The following is a 15,014-nucleotide window of genomic DNA, read 5'->3' on the forward strand; positions in this document are numbered from 1 at the left end:
AAGGTCCACCCCATGGACATCGAGGTGGAGATCGCCCGCAAAGCCGACCAGGAACTCGTCGACGCCTTCGGGCGGTTGCTGCCGCAGCTGTCGCGGTCGGCCAAGGTCCTCGATGCCGACGCCGTCGCCCGCATCCTGGCCTGCGACGCCAACACCGTGCTCGTCGCCCGGGCCGACGGGGAGATCGTCGGCACGCTGACCCTCGTCATGTTCCCCGTGCCTTCCGGCCTGCGGGCCCGTATCGAGGACGTCGTCGTGGACGGAGCGGCGCGGGGCCACGGAGTCGCCGGGCTGTTGACGCGGAGGGCTCTGGAGGTCGCCCGGGAGGCCGGAGCCCGTACCGTCGATCTCACCTCACGACCCGACCGGGAGGCCGCGAACCGGCTCTACGAGCGGCTCGGGTTCCGGGTCAGGGAGTCGACGGTGTATCGGTTGCCGCTCGACGGGTGAGGGTGGATCAGGGGTGTCGCTGTCGCCGTCCGGCGGCCGACGTACCTCCGGCCGGTCCGGCGGCTCCGGTCGGGCCCACCGTCGGTCGGGACAGTGTGTCTCCGGCCGGGGTGTCTCCGGTCCGGCCGGTCGGGCCCGCCGTCGGTCGGCGCCGATTCGGCCCGTGTCCCGGTCGTGCCCCGCCGAGGTCGGCCGTGCTCGGGGCGCTCGCTGAGCCTGAGCGTCTCGGGTGGACGGCCGGCTTCCGGTCGGATGTCATGTCTCCGGCCGACGTCCCGCGTCGATCAGGAGCTGACCGTCTCCCGCTCCCGCTCCCGCTCCCGCTCCGGCTCGCGCTCCGCCGCCAGTTCCAGCATCTCCTCTACCTCGCCGTCCTGGACCCGGGAGGTCCGGTGGAGCCAGATGACGTCACGGCCGAAGGACCAGGTCAGCAGGGCCAGGGCGAGGGCGGCGACGCCGAAGGTCGGGGTGTACGGGAGGTAGCCCGAGGCCGCGACCAGGAGGAAGACGCCCTGGAGGGCGGCGACCGTCTTGCGGGCCGTGCTCGGGGGGAGCGGGGCGTTCAGCCAGGGCCAGACGCGGGCCGCGGCCACGAAGGCGTAGCGCATGGCGCCGATCAGCATGACCCAGGGGCCCAGGCTCATGGAGACGTAGATGCTGAGCACCAGGATCAGGAACGCGTCGACCTCCATGTCGAAGCGCGCGCCCAGCGGGGTCGAGGTGCCCGTGGCGCGGGCGACCTTGCCGTCCACACCGTCGAGGATCAGCGCGACGGCCGTGAGGCCGACGAAGAGCGTGACCGGCGGCGAGCTCTCGAAGGAGTCCGCGACCAGGGCGGTCACACCGCCCACCAGGGTCGCCCGGCCGAGCGTCACGCGGTTGGCCGGGCCGAAGGACCGCGGCCGGCTTCGATGCAGTGCCCGTGAGAGCACCGCCCAGGTGGCGACGGCGAAGACGAGGCCGGTCAGCCAGCCCGCCGGCCCCATGCCGATCGCCGTACCGAGCAACACCAGCAACAGGATCTGCAGACCCGCTCCCACAGCGGTCTCCTGCTGGACCAGCCTTGCGTCGTAAGTGTTGTTCAGGGCCACCGCATACCCTCCGGCCAAGTGACAAGTGGATCAACGCCGCGTACTGTGCGCGGCCTGTGCACACCTCGGTACGTGCACCACTTCCCGATCGTTCAGGAGGAGGCCGGATGAACCGGATCGGCCGCGCGTTCTGGCTCACCCGTCCGGGTCAAGGAGAGCTGCGGGACGTCGACCTGCCCGTACCCGCGGTAGGGGACGTCGTGGTGCGCTCTCTCTACTCCGGAGTCAGTCGCGGCACGGAGACCCTGGTCTTCCGCGGGGGCGTCCCCGAGAGCCAGCACGCGGTGATGCGGGCCCCCTTCCAGGAGGGCGACTTCCCCGCCCCCGTGAAGTACGGCTACTTGAACGTGGGTGTGGTGGAGGAGGGGCCCGAGGAACTCGTGGGGCGCACGGTGTTCTGTCTGTATCCCCACCAGACGCGGTACGTCGTCCCTGCCACCGCCGTCACCGTCGTACCGGAGACCGTGCCCCCCGAACGCGCCATTCTCGCCGGCACCGTCGAGACCGCCGTCAACGCCCTCTGGGACGCGGGTCCGATGATCGGCGACCGGATCTCCGTGGTCGGCGGCGGCATGGTCGGCTGCTCGGTGGCCGCCCTGCTCGCCAGGTTTCCGGGCGTACGCGTGCAGCTGGTCGACGCCGACCCGGCACGCGCCACGACCGCGAAGGCCCTCGGCGTCGACTTCGCGCTGCCCGCCGACGCGCTCGGCGACCGCGACCTCGTCGTGCACGCCAGCGCCACCGAACAGGGCCTGGCCCGCTCACTGGAACTGCTGGCCGCCGAAGGCACCGTCGTGGAACTGAGCTGGTACGGCGACCGGAGGGTGAGCCTCCCGCTCGGCGAGGCCTTCCACTCCCGTCGGCTGACCATCCGCGCCAGCCAGGTCGGCACCGTCTCCCCGGCCCGCGCGAGCCGCAGCTACGCCGACCGACTCGCCCTCGCCCTCGACCTGCTCGCCGACCCGGCGCTCGACGCGCTCATCACAGGGGAAAGCGCGTTCGAGGAGCTGCCGGAGGTGCTGCCGAAGCTGGCAGAGGGAGTCATTCCGGCCCTCTGTCACCGGATCCGGTACCCCTGACCTGAGAAAAGAGTGAGAGTGGGCTGAACGGGGGGAACCGAAGAGCCGTAGTAGACGGTATCCCCGGGCAGCCAACGGCCCGGGGGCCAGACGCGCCGCACCTGGAGGGTCGTCCGTTGTTCAGTGTCACCGTCCGCGATCACATCATGATCGCCCACAGCTTCCGCGGTGAGGTCTTCGGACCCGCACAGCGCCTGCACGGAGCGACGTTCCTGGTGGACGCCACATTCCGGCGCGAGCAGCTGGACGACGACAACATCGTCGTCGACATCGGCCTGGCCACGCAGGAGCTTGGCGCCGTCGTCAGCGAGCTGAACTACAGAAACCTCGACAACGAGCCCGAGTTCGCCGGGATCAACACCTCGACGGAGTTCCTGGCCAAGGTCATCGCCGACCGGATCGCCGACCGGATCGAGAAGGGCGCGCTGGGCGAGGGCGCCCGGGGCATCGCCGCGATCGCCGTCGCACTGCACGAGTCCCACATCGCGTGGGCGAGTTACGAGCGTGCCCTGTGACCGACATGACCGTGGACCGCGCACGGCTCGGCTACGTGCCCCTGCAGCACTCCGCCCCGAGGAAGAACGTAGAGATCCTGCCCATGTCCTTGCGCTCCGTGCACTTCGTGATGCCGGGCGGGGTCGACGACCCGGCCGTGCCGAGCGGCGGCAACGCCTATGACCGGCGCGTGAGTCTGGACCTGGCCGGCTTCGGCTGGCAGGTCCACAAGCACGCCGTGGACGGCGGCTGGCCCCGGCCCGACGCCGGCGCCCGGGCCGAACTCGCCCGCACGCTGCGGGAACTGCCCGACGACTCGATCGTCCTGCTGGACGGCCTGGTCGCCTGCGGCGTCCCCGAGGTCGTCATCCCGGAGACGGAGCGGCTCCAGCTCGCCGTCCTCGTGCACCTCCCGCTCGGCGACGAACGCGGGCTCGACCCGGCGGTCGCCGCCGAACTGGACGCCCAGGAACGGGACGTCCTGCGGGCCGTCCCCGCGGTGATCGCCACCAGCGACTGGGCGGTGCGCCGCCTGGTCTCCCACCACGGCCTGGCCCCCGAGCGCGTCCATGTCGCCGCCCCCGGCGCCGACATCGCGCCCATAGCCTCCGGCACCGACGGCGTCTCGCGGCTGCTGTGCGTCGCCTCGGTCACCCCGCGCAAGGGGCAGCACCGACTGGTCGAGGCACTGGCCGCGGCGGCCGACCTGCCCTGGAGCTGCGTCTGCGTCGGCGGGCTCGCGCAGGACCCCGAGTACGTCGCCCGGCTGCGGAACCTGATCGCCGAGCACGGCCTCCAGGACCGGATCCACCTCGCGGGACCGCAGGTCGGCGCCGAACTCGACGCGACCTACGCCGCCGCCGACCTCATGGTCCTCACCTCCTACGCGGAGACCTACGGCATGGCGGTCACCGAAGCACTCGCGCGCGGCATCCCGGTGCTCGCCACCGACGTCGGCGGACTGCCCGAGGCGGTCGGCCGCGCCCCCGACGGCGGGGTGCCCGGCATCCTCGTCCCGCCGGAGGACCCCGCCGCACTCGCCGTCGAACTGCGCGGCTGGTTCGGCGAGGCCGACGTACGACGCCGGCTGAAGGCCGCTGCCCGGGGCCGGCGGGCCGCACTGGACGGCTGGGCGACCACCGCCCGTTCTCTCGCCGGAGTACTGGGCCGGCTCCCCAGCGAACCCAGGAGGGCCGCATGAACAGGACGGCACAGGCGAGCGGGAGGATTCCGGCCCAGCCCGGACCCCGACAGGCTCGTATCGCAGGGTCGGCGCGGCAGGAGCGGGGTGTCGGAATGCAGGACATGAACGCTGTGGTGACGGAGGAGGCGCAGGCCGTTCCGGTGAACGTGAGCGACGCGGTGACCGGACCCCAGGAGCCGGGCGCCGTGATCCCCGGCGCCGGGCCCAGCGCCCGCCCCGGCGAGCGCGCCACCGTACGGCTGCGGGAGACCGGGCCCGAGGATCCGGCGCGCTACGCCCCCGAGTGGCTGGAGCTGCGCGAGCCGGCGGACGCCGACGCGCGGGCCCACGACCTGCTCGACCCGCTGCGCATCCGGCTCGCCAACCTGCCGGGCAAGGCAGGCCTGGTCATCCACGACCTCGGCTGCGGCACCGGCTCCATGGGCCGCTGGCTCGCGCCACGGCTGGACGGCGCCCAGCACTGGATCCTGCACGACCGCGATCCCTACCTGCTGCACTTCGCGGCCGTCGCCTCCCCGAGGTCGGCCGCCGACGGCAGCCGGGTCACCGTCGAGACCCGCCGCGGCGACGTCGCCCGGCTCACCCCGGACGCCCTGCGCGGTGCCTCCCTGGTGACGGCCTCGGCACTCCTGGACGTCCTCACCCGCGAGGAGATCGAGACCCTCGCCGAAGCCTGCACCGGCGCCGGCTGCCCGGCCCTGCTCACGCTCTCGGTCGCGGGGCGCGTCGAACTCACCCCGTCGCACCCGATGGACGCGGAGATCGCCGAGGCGTTCAACGCCCACCAGCGCCGGGACGGACTGCTCGGCCCGGACTCGGTGACGGTGGCCTGCGAGGCGTTCTCCGAACGCGGCGCGACGGTACGCCTGCACCCCAGCGCCTGGCGCCTGGGTCCCGCGGAGTCCCAGCTGACGGCCCAGTGGCTGCGCGGCTGGGTCGGTGCGGCCGTCGAACAGCGCCCCGATCTCGCCGCTCGTGCAGAACGGTATCTTCAGGACCGCCTGGCCGCCTGCGAGGCCGGTGAGCTGCACGCGGTGGTCCACCACAGCGACCTCCTGGCGCTGTCCCGGCCGACCGGGAGCGCGGCATGAGCGTGGAGACGGTACGGGCGCACGTGGTCCGGCGCGAGCCGGTCGAGCGCAAGCGACGGATCGGCAAGAGCGCGCCGGGCGGCGAGATCGCCCGCGCGCGCGTCGAGGCGCCGGTCGAGCACGTCGGGGCCGTGGCGCTCGCCGACCGGCCCCGGCTCGTGGCTGGCCCGCCCGCCGGTGCCGCCGTCTCCAAGGACCGTATCGGCGTCATCGTCACCGCCGCCCGGACCGACGCGACAGCGCGGCCGGCCTGGTGGCGGCGGGCGCTCGCGCGGGTCAACTCCCGGGCCGTGCGGACCCACTTCGGGACCGTCGCCGGGGTCGCCATCCTCGCCGCCCTGCTGTGGAAGCTGGGCACCGGGGTGTTCCTGGACGGGCTGCGGCGGATCGACGGGCCGACGCTGCTCCTGGCACTCGCGATCGGCGTGGCCACGACCGTGCTCAGTGCCTGGCGCTGGGCGCTCGTGGCCCGCGGACTGCGGATTACGCTCCCGCTCGGCGCGGCCGTCGCGGACTACTACCGCTCCCTGTTCCTGAACGCGGCCCTGCCCGGCGGTGTCCTCGGTGATGTGCACCGCGCGGTGCGGCACGGGCAGAGCGCCGGCGACATGGGTCGCGGGGTCCGCTCGGTCGTCCTCGAACGGGCCGCGGGACAGGTCGCGTTGACGGTGATCGGCGGAGTGGTCCTGCTGACCATGCCGTCCCCGGTGCTCGCCGAGACCCGGCACTTCGTGCCGCTGGTCGCGCTGGCGGTGGTCGGCGCGCTCGCCGTCGTCCTCGCCCTCCGGATGAACCGGACGTCCTCCGCCGCTCCCTCCCGCCGCGGCCGGGCCGTGCGCGCCACGCTCGCCGAGGCCCGCGAGGCACTGCTGTCCCGCCGCAACGCGCCGGGCGTCGTCGTCTCCTCCGTCCTCGTCCTGGCCGGCCACATCGCGATGTTCGTGCTCGCCGCCCGGGTCGCCGGCTCCGACGCCTCCGTCGCCGCACTGCTGCCGATCGCCGTGCTCGCGCTGGTCGTCATGGGCCTCCCGCTGAACGTCGGCGGCTTCGGCCCCCGAGAGGGCGCCACCGCCTGGGCGTTCGGCGCCGCGGGCCTCGGCGCGAGCACCGGGCTCGCCGTCTCCGTCATCTACGGCGTCCTCAGCTTCGTAGCCGCTCTGCCGGGCCTCGCCGTGCTCGTCGCGCGCTGGTACACCGGCCTGCGCGCGGGTTCCGGGACACCCCCCACGGTCCCGGACCCCGCCGCCGACTACCCGCGCCCGTCCGCCGAGGTGAGCAGCGAGAAATACGCGCCGAAGGAATCCGTGAGGCTCGCGAGGAGTTCCTTCCCCTTTTCCGGGGAACCCAGCGAGGGTCGTCCGATGACACCCGAATCGGTATAGCCGGACATACCGAGGGTGAGCAGATGACGTCGGTCGTCGGCGACGAAATCGGAGGTCTCGTAACCGGGCCGAAGGAATTCGGGGTGAGTGTGCAGAAGGATGGAGGTCTCGATTTCTCCCGCATGCATGTCGGTCAGCGGCGAGGTGGCCACGCCCGCCCGCCGCAGCGCCTCGTCCCAGTCCTCCACGGCCGGGAAGAGCGCCATCCGCTCGCCGCGGGCGGAGGATTCCTGGACGACGTTGCCCAGTACGTAGTTCCCGCCGTGCCCGTTGACCACCACCAGGGCGTCGACACCGGAGCGGCGGAGCGAGGCCGCGATGTCGCTCACCACCGCGTGCAGGGTGGTCGAGGAGATGCTGACGGTCCCGGGCCAGGCCGCGTGCTCGTGCGAGCAGGCGACCGTCACCGGAGGAAGGAGGTGCACCGGGTACGCCGCGGCGATCTCCCGGGCCACGGCACAGGCGACCAACGTGTCGGTCGCCAGCGGAAGGTAGGGGCCGTGCTGCTCGAAGCTGCCCACGGGAAGGACGGCCACCTGCGTTGAGACACCCGCCGCCCTGGTCCGTACGTCATCCGTAGTGTCCGTCGGCACCAGACCGTATGCCGCCGCATGCGCGCCCGAACCACTCATTTCTTCACGGCCTTTCGTCTCTGTTTAGGAATCAGAATCATGACAGATAAAGTCGGCGTACTCGGCAAGAAGTCACCGCAGCGCACGGGCGTGGAACGTATCGTGAATGCGCCGCTGCCCACCGTGTACGGGCAATTTCGCGCGATCGGTTACATGGATCACGACCGCGGTGACGAGCAAGTGGCCCTGGTACACGGCGAGATAGGTGCCGAGCGCGTTCTCGTGCGGCTGCACTCCGAGTGCCTCACCGGCGACGCCTTCGGCTCCCAGCACTGCGAGTGCGGCGACCAACTCGCCTCCGCGCTGCGTGCCGTGGTCGCCGCGGGCAGCGGCATCGTCGTCTACCTGAGGGGCCACGAGGGCCGCGGGATAGGCCTGCTCGGCAAGTTGCGCGCGATGGCACTCCAGGCCGAGGGCCTGGACACGGTCGAGGCGAACCTCGCGCTCGGACTGCCGGTGGACGCCCGTGACTACGGCGTCGCCGCCGACATCCTGCACGATCTGGGCGTGAACTCCGTCCGCCTGCTCTCCAACAACCCGCGCAAGCGCGAGTCGTTGCTCGCACACGGCATCGACGTGGCCGAGACGGTCCCGCTGCTGATCCCGCCGTGCGAGAGCAACATCACCTACCTGCGCACCAAGCGGGAGCGGCTGGACCACATCCTGCCCCACCTGGACGCGGTGGCCCACCTGTCCTGAATACCGGCGCGGGGGCCCGGACAGGAAGAAGGGGTGACCGACCCCGACGACCCTCTGGAGGCTCGCCCGTGAAGACACAGGCCAGTGCCGTCGTGATCGGCGGCGGAGTGATGGGCGCGAGCGTCGCCTACCACCTCGCCGCCGCCGGTGTGCGCGACGTCGTCCTCGTCGAACGCGACGAACTCGCCTCCGGGTCCACCTCGAAGGCCGCCGGCGGGGTGCGGGCGCAGTTCTCGGACGAGCTCAACATCCAGCTGGGCGCGCGCAGTCTGGATGCGTTCGGGCGGTTCGAGGCGGACACCGGGCACGACATCGATCTGCACCGGGTCGGCTACCTGTTCCTCCTGTCGACGCCGGAGGAGGTCGCCTCCTTCGAGGCGGGCGTGCGGCTGCAGAACTCCCTCGGGGTGCCCAGCCGCATGATCACCCCGAAGGAGGCCCAGCGGCTCTCCCCGCTGATCGCCACCGACGGCCTGCTCGCCGCCGCGTTCTCGCCGGACGACGGCCACTGCACCCCCGAGGCCGTCGTCCAGGGCTACGCCTCCGCCGCCCGCGCCCACGGCGCCCGCATCCTGCGGCACACCGAGGTCACCGGCGTCGAACTGCACGGCGACCGCATCACCGCCGTCTCGACCACCCTCGGCCGGATCGCCACCGACACCGTGATCTGCACGGCGGGACCCTGGTCCCGGGCCGTGGGCGCGATGGTCGGCGTCGACCTGCCCGTACAGCCCCTGCGCCGCCAGATCGCCGTCACGGAACCGGTCCCGGACCTGCCGCCGGACCTCCCCATGACCATCGACTTCACCAGCAGCCTCTACTTCCACACCGAAGGACCCGGCCTGCTGCTCGGCATGTCCGACCCGGACGAACGCCCCGGCTTCGCCACCGACACCCACGACCGCTGGATCCCCGCCCTCTACGCGGCCATGGAGCGCCGGGCACCCGCCCTGCTCGACCTGCGCCGCACCGGCGGCTGGGCGGGTCTGTACGAGATCACCCCGGACCACAACGCCCTGATCGGCGAGGCGACTTCGGTCTCCCGCTTCCTCTACGCGACCGGGTTCTCCGGCCACGGCTTCCTCCAGGGACCCGCCGTCGGCGAGGTCGTCCGCGACCTGTACCTCGGCCGCGTACCCTTCGTGGACGTCCGTCCCCTGAGCGCCGGCCGGTTCGCGGCCGACGCCCCGCGCCCGGAGGCCAACCTCGTATGACCGAACTCCACCTGTGGCTGCGCCACGAGGACCGCGGCACCGAACGACGCACGCCGATCGTGCCGGCCGACGCCCGCCGGCTGCTCGACGCCGGAGCGACGCTGACCGTGGAGGAGTCACCGCAGCGGATCTTCCCGATCGAGGAGTACGAGGCGGCCGGCTGCCGGATCGCGCCCACCGGATCGTGGATCTCCGCGCCGGCGGACGCTGTCGTCATCGGCCTCAAGGAACTCCCGGACGAACCCGCCGAGTTGACCCACCGGCACATCTCCTTCGGCCACGCGTACAAGCGACAGCCGGGCGCCGAGGCCCTGTTGCGGCGCTTCGCCGCCGGCGGCGGCAGCCTCTTCGACCTGGAGTACCTCGTCGACGAGGACGGCCGACGCCTCGCCGCTTTCGGCTTCTGGGCCGGCTACCTGGGTGCCGCCCTCGCCGTGCTCCAGCACCGGGGCCGGCTCAAGGCACCCCTGACGCCCACGTCCAAGGCGGAGTTGGACGAGACCCTGCGACCTGTCACCGGGGACGCGGAGTTCACCGCGCTGGTGGTCGGCGCCCTGGGCCGCAGCGGCCGGGGCGCGCGCGTCGCCTTCTCCACCGCCGGTGTCGAGCCCACCGCCTGGGACCTGGCCGAGACCCGCGACCTGGACCGCCCTGCCCTGCTCGCCCATGACGTGATGGTGAACGCGGTCCTCGCCACCACTCCCGTCCCGCCCTTCCTGCGCGAGACGGACCTCGACGACCCCGGCCGCCGCCTGCGCACCCTGTGCGATGTCACTGTCGACGTCGGCTCGCCCCTGAACGTGCTGCCGGTCTACGACCGCACCACCGAGTGGACGGACCCGGTCCGCCGCCTGCGAGAGGACCCTCCGCTGGACCTCATCGCCATCGACAACCTGCCGTCCCTGCTGCCGCTGGAGTCCAGCACCGACTTCTCCGCGGCCCTGCTGCCGCACCTCCTGGAGTTCGGCGCGGGCGGACCGTGGGGTCGCGCGTTGGACCGCTTCCACCAGGCGGGCCGTGAACTGGGCATTCAGGAAGGGGAGTTCCGTCATGTCTGACCGGGTTCCGGCAAGTGGCACCGTGCACTGGGTCGGTGCGGGCCTGTCCACGGGCAGCGGTCTCGCCCGCCTCTGCGACACGGCCGAGCGGGTCTTCCTGTGGCACCGCACCGAGGAGCGGGCCGCCGAGGCACTCGACCGGCTGGGCCTCACCGGCCGCGCCGAACCCCGCGCCTACACGCTCCCCACGCTCACCGCCGAACTGGCCCCCGGCGACACCGTCGTGTCGATGCTGCCCGCACCGGAGCACGCGGGCATCCTCGTCGCCTGCGTGGGAGCCCAGGCCCACTTCGCCTGCTCCAGCTATGTCTCCGACGCCGTCCTCGAACAGGTCCCCGAGGCCGCGAAGGCCGGCCTGGTCGTCCTCACCGAGGCCGGGCTCGACCCGGGCATCGACCACCTCTTCGCCCACAGCCTGGTCGCCCGCGCCAGGGAGGCGATCGGCGGGAGTACGACGGCCTCGTACGCCTTCACCTCGTACTGCGGCGGGATCCCCGCCGTGCCGAACGACTTCAGGTACCGCTTCAGCTGGGCGCCCGCCGGGGTGCTCAACGCGCTGCGCTCGCCTGCCCGTTACATCGAGGGCGGGATCGAGACCGTCGCCGAGCGGCCCTGGGAGGTCACCCGGCGGCACCTGCTCGACGGGGAGGAGTTCGAGGTCTACCCCAACCGGGACAGCGTGCCCTTCGTCGAGCAGTACGGGCTGCCGACGGCCTGGGAGGCGCGGTCCTTCGTGCGCGGGACGCTGCGCCTGGAGGGGTGGCTGACCGCCTGGGCCGAGGTCTTCGAGGAGCTCAAGGGTGGGGACGACGAGCGGATCGCCGCTCTGGCACGGGAGTTGGCGGCCCGCCACCCGACCACGGACGCGGACCGCGACCGGGTCGTCCTCGCCGTGTCGCTCGATGTGCGCGGTGCGGAGGGGCGTACCTGGTCGGGCAGTTACGTCCTCGATCTGGTGGGTGACGCGGAGGAGAGCGCCATGGCCCGCTGCGTCTCCCGGCCGCTGGCCCTCGGGGTGCGGCACATCCTCGACGGCACCCTGCCGGCCGGCCTGAACCGCGCCGCCGAGACGGCGGCCCGGTCGGACCAGTGGCTGGGCGAACTGGCTGGTGAGGGAGTGGACTTCACCCGCCGCGTCGACGAGTAGCCGAGCGGACGAATGCGGGGTCGGCCGAGTGGCGGGCCCCTGCTCAGCCGGTGACGGCCTCGTGCACGAACTTCTTCAGGTCGAGGATCATCGTGTGCGAGGTCTTCGGCCGTACCTGCGTGTAGAACTGCACGGTGAGGTCGCGGTCCGGGTCGACCCAGAACGTCGTGGTCGCCGCCCCGCTCCAGCCGTAGGTGCCGAGCCCGAGGGGTGCCAGGGTGCGGTCCGGGTCGATCACCACCGAGACGCCGAAGCCGAAGCCGATGCCGTCGTTGCCCGGTTCGTCGTGGGCCGGGTGGCTGCCGAAGGCGCGCAGGTCGGCGCCGCCGGGGAGGTGGTTCCTTGTCATCAGGTCCACCGTCTCGGGGGCGAGCAGACGCACTCCGTCGAGTTCGCCGCGGCGGCGCAGCAACTCCATGAAGCGGTGCACGTCGTGCGCCGAGGCGACCATGCCGCCGCTGCCGGACAGGAAGCGGGGCCGGCCGTGCAGCGGCAGACCCGCGATCGGCTCGATCCCGCCTCGGTCGGTCTCGCCGTACAACTCCGAGAGCCTGGGCGCCTGTTGGTCGCTGACGCAGAACCCGGCGTCGGTCATGCCGAGGGGGCCGAAGATCCGCTCCGCGAAGAACGCGTCCAGCGGCTGCCCGGACACCACCTCGATGACCCGGCCCATGACATTGCTGGCGACCGAGTAGTTCCACTGTGTGCCCGGCTCGAACTGCAACGGCAGGCTCGCGTACACCTCCATGGTCCGCGGCAGGTCGGCGCCCGACGGCACCGACGACTCGAGACCCGCCTCGCGGTACAGGGCGTCGACCGGATGCGAGTTGTAGAAGGCGAAGGTCAGGCCCGAGGTGTGGGTCAACAGGTGCCGGATCAGCATGGGTTGGGCCGGCGGACGGGTCTTCATGTCGTCCCCGGACCCGCTGTCGTACACCTCGACGTCGGCGAAGACGGGGAGGTGACGGGCGACCGGGTCGTCGAGCGACAGCTTGCCCTCCTCCACCAGCATCAGCGCGGCGACCGCGGTGACCGGCTTGGTCATGGAGTAGATCCGCCACAACGTGTCGGCCTCGACCGGCAGTCCGGCCGCGATGTCGCGCCTGCCGTGGGTGGTGAGGTGGGCGATGCGTCCGCCACGGGCCACGGACACCAGGTAGCCCGGCAGCCGGCCCTCGTCGACGTAGTGGGCGAGGTACTGGTCGAGGCGGTCCAGCGCCTTCGCGTCCAGTCCTGCCTCGCCCGGGTCGACCTCTTGTCGCAGCTGTGCCATCGCTCTCCTCCGAATACGTTCGTCGAGGCGCGGTCCCGCATACCCCGCCGGAACGCCCTCAGGCCTCATGGTCGCGCAGGAACAGGGGCCCGGTCCCCAGGTTGACCGGGATTGATCGCAAAGACGAAACCTTTCGGCAACGCACAGCTCACCATCGCACCCGCCCCAGCCACGCCCGTGAGCATCAGCAGAGCGGGCCCGAGGCCCCCGCCGAGCCCGGTCAGCGTGGTCGCGACGGCCACCCCCAGCGTTGGCCCGATGTTCATCGCGGTCTGCTTGAGCCCGCCCGCCACACCGGCCGACTCCGCGGGGGCCTGCCGGACCACGACATGCGTGATCGCCACCATCACCGTGCCGAACCCGGCGCCCAGGAGCGCGAACGCCGTGCAGATCGCGAGGGTGCCGGACGCCCGCGAGAGCAGCAGGATCCCGGCGGCGAGCACGACCGTCGCCGCCACGGTCGTACGCCGGGTGCCCACCCGGCGCAGCAGCAGCGCGCAGCCGGGCGCCGCGAGGATCATCGCCCCGGCGAGCGGCAGACTGAGCAGAGCCGTGCGGAACGCGGTGAGCCCGAGGTCGTCCTGCAACAGGTAGGCGGCCACGAACACCGTGCCGTTCAGCGCGGCGGACGCGGCCACCAGGACGCCGAGGGCGGGACGGATACCGGGCGCGCGGACGACGTCCGTCGGTATCAACGGGCTTGCCGCGCGCCGCTCGTGGCGCAGGAAGACGGCACCGGCGGCTACGGCCACGGCCATCGCGAGTCCGGCCGTGGTCATGGCGCTCGGGCCACCGTCCGCCAGCGCGACGAGGGCTTGGACCAGGGCGGCGAGGGCGAGGGCCAGGAGGAGGGCGCCGGGGAGGTCGAGGGGGGTCTTGGGGGAGGGGCGGGGGTCGGTCGGGTCGAGACCGGAGGGGTGGGAGCCGGGTGCGTCCGGATGCGAGGGGTGCGGCTGCGCCGTGTCGGTGGGTACGTCGATGAGGGCGGGGCGCGTCTGCCCGGCATCGGTGTGCGGGGTGAGGGTGGGGCGAGTCCGCCCGGCGCCGGTGCGCGCGGTGAGCGCGAGCGTGCCGAAGGCGAGCGTCGGTACGACGTTGAGGTAGAACGCGGCTCGCCAGCCGGGGCCGGCCACCAGTGCCCCGCCCAGTACCGGACCGGCCGCCGCCGCGAGCCCGATCGCGCTCGTCCGGATCGCGATCGGCATCCGCAACTCGTCAAGCGGGTACGCGGTCCGGAGGATGCCGAGCGTGGCCGGTTGCAACAGTGCCCCGAACACGCCCTGGACGGCGCGCAGTCCGATCACCCAGCCGACGCCGGGCGCGAGTCCGATGGCGGCGGACGTCACTCCGAAGCCCAGCATGCCCAGGGCGAAGGTGCGTCGATGCCCGTACCGGTCGCCGAGCCGCCCCGAGAACACCAACAGGCTCGCCACCGCGATGAGATACGCCGTGCTGGTCCACTGGACCTCGGCGAAGGAGGCGTGCAGATCGCGCTGGAGGGTCGGTCGCGCCACGCCGAGAACCGTGCCGTCCAGGGCCACGACGGCGGCCCCGGCCACGCTGCTCGCCAGCGTCAGCGAGCGGCGCGGCTTCACTCGCCGCTGCCGAGGTGGGCGTCCAGCACCGCGCGCAGCAAGGGCGCGAAGTCCTGCGCGCCGGTGGCGAGTTGGAGGCTGCCCCAGTTCCACAGCTGGGCGACGCCGTGCAGGTTCGCCCAGAGCGCGCCCGCTACCAGCCGGGCGTCCGCGTCGGGACGGGCGGCGCCGACCAGCTCCACCAGCCGGCCGAAGAGCGGCAGGCTGGTGTCCCGCAGCCCCAAGTGACCGCTCTCCAGAAGATCGTGACGGAACATCAACTCGTACATGCCACGGCTGTCCTGCGCGAACTCCAGATACGCCCCCGCCAGCGCCGCCAACTGCTCACGCGCGGACCCCGATCCGTCCCCGACCGCCGCCGACGCCCGCTCGGCCAGGTCGGCGAAGCCGCGGCGCGCGATGGCGGAGAGCAGCTCCAGGTGGGTCGGGAAGTAGCGGCGGGGTGCCCCGTGCGAGACGCCGGCCCGGCGGGCGATCTCGCGCAGGGTCAACGCCTGCACCCCCTCCTGAGCGGCCAGCTCCATACCGACATCGACCAGCCGGGCCCGCAGCCCGGTCTCCGCTTCGTCCACATCTCCCGATGACATAGACACTGTCTACCAGG

Annotated in this window: 14 protein-coding genes and 1 pseudogene; 10 read left to right on the top strand and 5 right to left on the bottom strand. The window is 72.5% G+C overall.

Going from position 1 to position 15,014, the window contains the following annotated elements; genetic code table 11:
- Positions 1 to 12: 12 nt before the first annotated feature.
- A complete protein-coding gene (locus tag ACWD5F_RS23180; protein WP_451256884.1) occupies positions 13 to 450 on the top strand; it encodes a GNAT family N-acetyltransferase in 438 nt (145 codons plus the stop codon).
- A 284-nt stretch (positions 451 to 734) separates the two neighbouring features.
- Here the strand turns inward: ACWD5F_RS23180 and ACWD5F_RS23185 are convergent, their stop codons facing one another.
- On the bottom strand, positions 735 to 1,541 hold the full coding sequence (locus tag ACWD5F_RS23185) for a CDP-alcohol phosphatidyltransferase family protein (protein WP_451256886.1): 807 nt from the start codon (positions 1,539 to 1,541) through the stop codon (positions 735 to 737).
- 107 nt (positions 1,542 to 1,648) lie between these two features.
- Here ACWD5F_RS23185 and ACWD5F_RS23190 point away from each other — a divergent pair, with 107 nt between their 5' ends.
- The 5 genes and pseudogenes from ACWD5F_RS23190 to ACWD5F_RS23210 form a co-directional block, all read left to right on the top strand.
- A complete protein-coding gene (locus ACWD5F_RS23190; RefSeq protein ID WP_451256888.1) occupies positions 1,649 to 2,620 on the top strand; it encodes a zinc-dependent alcohol dehydrogenase in 972 nt (323 codons plus the stop codon).
- 116 nt (positions 2,621 to 2,736) lie between these two features.
- Entirely contained in the window at positions 2,737 to 3,135 is a 399-nt protein-coding gene (locus ACWD5F_RS23195; RefSeq protein ID WP_451256890.1) for a 6-pyruvoyl trahydropterin synthase family protein, read from the top strand.
- Between the two features lie 5 nt (positions 3,136 to 3,140).
- Entirely contained in the window at positions 3,141 to 4,316 is a 1,176-nt protein-coding gene (locus tag ACWD5F_RS23200; RefSeq protein WP_451256892.1) for a glycosyltransferase family 4 protein, read from the top strand.
- Positions 4,313 to 5,410: a class I SAM-dependent methyltransferase gene (locus ACWD5F_RS23205; protein WP_451256894.1), complete on the top strand. Its 1,098-nt coding sequence runs from the start codon at positions 4,313 to 4,315 to the stop codon at positions 5,408 to 5,410. Before ACWD5F_RS23200 ends, ACWD5F_RS23205 begins: the two co-directional genes overlap by 4 nt.
- A pseudogene (locus tag ACWD5F_RS23210) lies at positions 5,407 to 6,516 on the top strand (lysylphosphatidylglycerol synthase transmembrane domain-containing protein); the annotation flags it as partial. The gene ACWD5F_RS23205 and the pseudogene ACWD5F_RS23210, both read left to right, overlap by 4 nt.
- 143 nt (positions 6,517 to 6,659) lie before the next feature.
- Here the strand turns inward: ACWD5F_RS23210 and ACWD5F_RS23215 are convergent.
- Positions 6,660 to 7,424 carry a creatininase family protein gene (locus tag ACWD5F_RS23215; protein ID WP_401712669.1) on the bottom strand — a complete coding sequence of 255 codons (765 nt, stop codon included), beginning with the start codon at positions 7,422 to 7,424 and terminating at the stop codon, positions 6,660 to 6,662.
- A gap of 39 nt (positions 7,425 to 7,463) precedes the next feature.
- Between ACWD5F_RS23215 and ribA the strand changes: the two genes are divergently transcribed.
- The 4 genes from ribA (at position 7,464) to ACWD5F_RS23235 (ending at position 11,542) form a co-directional block, all read left to right on the top strand.
- On the top strand, positions 7,464 to 8,123 hold the full coding sequence (gene ribA, locus ACWD5F_RS23220) for a GTP cyclohydrolase II (protein ID WP_401712666.1): 660 nt from the start codon (positions 7,464 to 7,466) through the stop codon (positions 8,121 to 8,123).
- A 68-nt stretch (positions 8,124 to 8,191) separates the two neighbouring features.
- Positions 8,192 to 9,337 (top strand): NAD(P)/FAD-dependent oxidoreductase, encoded by a 1,146-nt coding sequence (locus ACWD5F_RS23225; RefSeq protein ID WP_451256897.1) that lies wholly within the window; start codon positions 8,192 to 8,194, stop codon positions 9,335 to 9,337.
- A complete protein-coding gene (locus ACWD5F_RS23230; RefSeq protein WP_451256899.1) occupies positions 9,334 to 10,395 on the top strand; it encodes a saccharopine dehydrogenase in 1,062 nt (353 codons plus the stop codon). The genes ACWD5F_RS23225 and ACWD5F_RS23230 overlap by 4 nt, the downstream gene beginning before the upstream one ends.
- Positions 10,388 to 11,542: a saccharopine dehydrogenase family protein gene (locus ACWD5F_RS23235; protein ID WP_451256901.1), complete on the top strand. Its 1,155-nt coding sequence runs from the start codon at positions 10,388 to 10,390 to the stop codon at positions 11,540 to 11,542. The genes ACWD5F_RS23230 and ACWD5F_RS23235 overlap by 8 nt, the downstream gene beginning before the upstream one ends.
- Before the next feature lie 43 nt (positions 11,543 to 11,585).
- On the opposite strand, the gene ACWD5F_RS23240 is transcribed toward ACWD5F_RS23235, so the two are convergent.
- From ACWD5F_RS23240 to ACWD5F_RS23250, 3 genes are all read right to left on the bottom strand, one after another.
- A complete protein-coding gene (locus ACWD5F_RS23240) occupies positions 11,586 to 12,815 on the bottom strand; it encodes a serine hydrolase domain-containing protein (RefSeq protein WP_451256903.1) in 1,230 nt (409 codons plus the stop codon).
- Positions 12,816 to 12,880: 65 nt separating this feature from the next.
- Positions 12,881 to 14,410, bottom strand: a complete 1,530-nt coding sequence (locus ACWD5F_RS23245; protein WP_451256905.1) for an MFS transporter — start codon at positions 14,408 to 14,410, stop codon at positions 12,881 to 12,883.
- A complete protein-coding gene (locus ACWD5F_RS23250; protein ID WP_451256907.1) occupies positions 14,407 to 14,997 on the bottom strand; it encodes a TetR/AcrR family transcriptional regulator in 591 nt (196 codons plus the stop codon). Before ACWD5F_RS23250 ends, ACWD5F_RS23245 begins: the two co-directional genes overlap by 4 nt.
- Positions 14,998 to 15,014: the final 17 nt, after the last annotated feature.

The sequence above is a fragment of the Streptomyces sp. NPDC002499 genome (assembly GCF_053595415.1).

Bases quoted from the DNA above. Each gene is read 5' to 3' on its own strand.
- ACWD5F_RS23230 (WP_451256899.1), top strand. From the start codon at position 9,334: ATGACCGAACTCCACCTGTGGCTGCGCCACGAGGACCGCGGCACCGAA.
- ACWD5F_RS23215 (WP_401712669.1), bottom strand. From the start codon at position 7,424: ATGAGTGGTTCGGGCGCGCATGCGGCGGCATACGGTCTGGTGCCGACG.
- ACWD5F_RS23235 (WP_451256901.1), top strand. From the start codon at position 10,388: ATGTCTGACCGGGTTCCGGCAAGTGGCACCGTGCACTGGGTCGGTGCG.
- ACWD5F_RS23205 (WP_451256894.1), top strand. From the start codon at position 4,313: ATGAACAGGACGGCACAGGCGAGCGGGAGGATTCCGGCCCAGCCCGGA.
- ACWD5F_RS23250 (WP_451256907.1), bottom strand. From the start codon at position 14,997: ATGTCATCGGGAGATGTGGACGAAGCGGAGACCGGGCTGCGGGCCCGG.
- ACWD5F_RS23200 (WP_451256892.1), top strand. From the start codon at position 3,141: ATGACCGTGGACCGCGCACGGCTCGGCTACGTGCCCCTGCAGCACTCC.
- ACWD5F_RS23240 (WP_451256903.1), bottom strand. From the start codon at position 12,815: ATGGCACAGCTGCGACAAGAGGTCGACCCGGGCGAGGCAGGACTGGAC.
- ACWD5F_RS23190 (WP_451256888.1), top strand. From the start codon at position 1,649: ATGAACCGGATCGGCCGCGCGTTCTGGCTCACCCGTCCGGGTCAAGGA.
- ACWD5F_RS23180 (WP_451256884.1), top strand. From the start codon at position 13: ATGGACATCGAGGTGGAGATCGCCCGCAAAGCCGACCAGGAACTCGTC.
- ribA (WP_401712666.1), top strand. From the start codon at position 7,464: ATGACAGATAAAGTCGGCGTACTCGGCAAGAAGTCACCGCAGCGCACG.